The organism is Companilactobacillus sp. y65-5 (assembly GCF_057541095.1).
This window is the reverse complement of record NZ_BAAJOA010000020.1, coordinates 1-3,353: the sequence shown is the minus strand read 5'-3', so window position 1 is coordinate 3,353 and position 3,353 is coordinate 1. Positions and strand designations below refer to the sequence as shown.

The 3,353-nt window shown below is 35.9% G+C and carries 5 protein-coding genes; all 5 read right to left on the bottom strand.

The annotated features are described in order from the left end of the window. A partial coding sequence (locus AC27FM_RS13255; RefSeq protein WP_487088970.1) for a replication initiator protein A occupies nt 1-966 on the bottom strand: 966 nt, incomplete at its 3' end. A gap of 505 nt (nt 967-1,471) precedes the next feature. Further along, nucleotides 1,472-1,849 carry a hypothetical protein gene (locus tag AC27FM_RS13250; RefSeq protein ID WP_062688638.1) on the bottom strand — a complete coding sequence of 126 codons (378 nt, stop codon included), beginning with the start codon at nt 1,847-1,849 and terminating at the stop codon, nt 1,472-1,474. A 23-nt stretch (nt 1,850-1,872) separates the two neighbouring features. After that, nucleotides 1,873-2,112: a hypothetical protein gene (locus AC27FM_RS13245; protein WP_041095869.1), complete on the bottom strand. Its 240-nt coding sequence runs from the start codon at nt 2,110-2,112 to the stop codon at nt 1,873-1,875. A 71-nt stretch (nt 2,113-2,183) separates the two neighbouring features. Further along, a complete protein-coding gene (locus AC27FM_RS13240; RefSeq protein ID WP_016527412.1) occupies nt 2,184-2,975 on the bottom strand; it encodes a ParA family protein in 792 nt (263 codons plus the stop codon). A 134-nt stretch (nt 2,976-3,109) separates the two neighbouring features. Next, nucleotides 3,110-3,353, bottom strand: a 244-nt coding sequence (locus AC27FM_RS13235; RefSeq protein ID WP_487088967.1) for a helix-turn-helix domain-containing protein, incomplete at its 5' end; no start/stop codon positions are given.

Below are 3,353 nucleotides of genomic sequence, written 5' to 3'. Positions count from 1 at the left end.
CTCATCGCTTCTTAGGGCATTAAAATAGCGTCTTAATGTTTTGGTCATCATTTTTTTTAAATCAGGGTCATCTAATATAATCCATACGCCTAAATCCTTATGTTCTTTTTCAACAGCATATTTAGCGTTTATGATAATGCCAATAAAGCGCCGCATTTGTTGCGGGGTACGGCACCAAAAGCTAAGTAGTTGCACTGCTTCTGGTTCTAAGAAGACCGGCAAACCATTATCTTCGTCAGTTAAGAACTCATTAGCATGGGTTACCAAATCCTTGTTTTGTTTTTCTAGTTCTGCTGGTGAGAAATAAGCTGTGGAAAAGTCCAACTTTTGAGTATCTATATTGTATCTATCTTTATCTTTTTCTTTAGGTTCTTTATATAGATTAAGTCCATTTTTTGAACTTCCGCTCGTAGCAAGGGTTTGCGGGGTGTCGTCAACGAACTTATGCGGAAGTTCATTTTTTGAACTTCCGCTCGTAGCAAGGGTTTCAACGGTCTCCCGCGGAAGTTCATTTTTTGAACTTCCGCTCGTAGCAAGGGTTTGCGGGCTATTTTGACCATATTCACCGCGTAAATAGACATCGGTGGCTTTGACATCAAGTTTGGAAAGGTATAAACGGTTCGGTTCATTCTTTTTAGTTTTCGGGTTAAAACCCATTTGTTTCTGAACGAGTAATCCGATTGATTCCAGCTCTGTTTTTGTTTTGATGGCTTTTCCCTTTGAGCAATTAAACAAGTCCATTAGTTCTTGGTTGGTAAAGATAAAGTAAACATGACCCTCACTATCAACCCAGTTATTGCGCAAAGAATACTCTAAACGGTCTTTGAGGACCATATAAGCTAATTTAGCGTCATTGCTTAAATGTTTGTATTGATCGCCATACATTAATACTTTAGGAAATTGGAAAAATAAGGCTCCATATACGTTATCGGCTTCATAGTAATTGAACTTTGTTGATTTTGTCATAATTAAAACTCCCTTTCTTGACTGACACACGCTGTCTCAAAAGAGAGTTGCTAAAACATTTGATTTGCTTTAAAATACAAATCTGATATGCTCTAACTGAATTACAAAGCCTCACGGCTAAATGAATGCTTTGTAATTTACCAGCATGTGTCTATTTGTGAGTTGCCCAGTCGGCAACTTTTTTTAATTGCTAACAACAAAAATGGACTAAATAGCTTCGGTTAGCTACTTAGTCCATTGGTTTTAATTTGTGTTTTTTAACTATCCTTAACTTGTCCTTACGGGCTGGTTTGCGGTATAATTAACTTACAAATTAAGAACAACGTTCAGACGATTTTAACTTGCCGGTCTAAATCGTCTGAATCTAAGTAGCTGTCTGTTAGCTACTTGCTAAACCTAAAATCCCTGATTCCTCGTGAATCGGGGATTTTTCTGTTTAGCTTGATCTTTGTATTCGGTTGTTAAATTAGTCTTAGTCTAGCATAGCGCTTACCTAGCAGCAACTTTATTTAGTCTTGTATACTTTGCCAGCTTTTGGTTGAAACCAGTAAGCAATAGAAGATACCAGTAAATACTCAAATAATATAAAGACACTAAAATGCTTGGCCGTATTAATATCAAAAGCACTAAATATAAGGAGCATAAGTAACCCGATGAAATAAGTGATAAACAGGGACATTATTTGTAAAATTCTTACGACAATACGACGATTACCACTGATTCTTTCAAAGAAAAGTTGTAACCAATATTGCATTGGAAATAACCACTGGCGAATAAAAAAGCGGTCATCTACTAGGTGCTTTTTGGCAATTCCAATGGCTGGAATTATCCAAAAGACAATAAGGCTGGCAAGCAAAAATGTAACATTTATTGAAATTTCCATAACAACCCCCCCTTAAAGTGACATCACATATTTTTTATAAGCTCATTTAAAAATTTGGAGGCAGACTTAAAATTATGTTCTTTAGCCAGACCATCAAGTCTTTTGCGTGCACTAGGTTGAAGTGAAAAGGTATAGTTCTTAGTACGTTCCTCTTCATCTTTAAAAACAGGAATAACAAGTTTATCTTTAGTATCAGTTTGCTGTTCTGTTTCATTTTTTTGTAGTGCCTTTTTTATGTTTTTGTTCTCTGGATCGAATGCCATAGGTAGTCCTCCTTTATAATTCACATGTATACGTATTGAATATACATGTGATTAACACGTGTACAAAGCATTTATAACTTTTCCGTGATTTCATTAAATGTTTTGTCCATACTATCAAAAAATTCATGTTGATCAATATATGTTTTGTGGTCTTCAGCCATTTTTGAAAGAGATTTTTTATCCAACGTTGAACGATTGAATAGCTCCTTTTCTGGAACTGTAGCCAATACACTGGGATCGCCTTTTAAGGCTTTTAATAACTCGCGAGATGATCTTGTGTTGTGTTTAATCATGTTGGCGATAAAAAATAATTTTGTCGTGACATAAGATTTTCTAGTAGAGTAATCAATGGCTTCTTTGCGTAATTCGTTAATTCTTTCTTCTAGGTTAAATTTTGCATTATACCCATGTTCGCTAGGTGTGATTGGACTAAGGATAGCATTACTAATGATTACTGCATTCTTGGTAGCAGTAGAAAAATCTGGGTGACAATCCAAAATAATATACTCGAATTTTCCTAAATTTAAACGTTCATAATTATCTGACAACCACATGTAGAGGAACATGTTTTTGTTAGTCTTATTTTCAATGGTCCGCTCAATATCGTCAAGGTGCATGTCTCCGGCAATTAGACTAATATAAGCACTTATTTCATGTATTTTGACTTTCCCTCGATCTAAGAAAATGTTGCCAACGGTGTCTTGATTGTCGTAAATGTTGTAAGTCTGGGTTAAATTACTTTGGTGGTCTAAGTCAATAAATAAAACATGCTTGCCATTTTTTGCTAACCATTCACCATAATTAAAAGCTAGGGTAGTTTTACCAACGCCGCCTTTTATAGCTGAAAATGTAATAATTTCCATTAGTTTCCCTCCTCATACATGCTAAGTAAGCTTAATAAATATCACTACATGTATAATAGCGCGTAGCACGTATATTTGCAAATGTTACATATGATTTATATTCATGAATGATTAGTATACACTAGCTAAGTGTCCTATCTCTTGATATTAAGCTTTTTACGATATCGAATAAAAGTTGTCCGCTTGATCCCGGTATTCCGAGCAACGTCTATGTCACTCATGCCTGCCTGATAAAGCTTAAAAGCATGTTGCAAGCGGGGATCGTCTTGGGTGTATTGGGGTTTGCGCCCATGATATTTACCCTGCTGCTTAGCTAAGGCAATCCCTTGCTGCTGGCGCTCAATGATTCGCTTACGTTCACTTTCGGCCTGATACTTA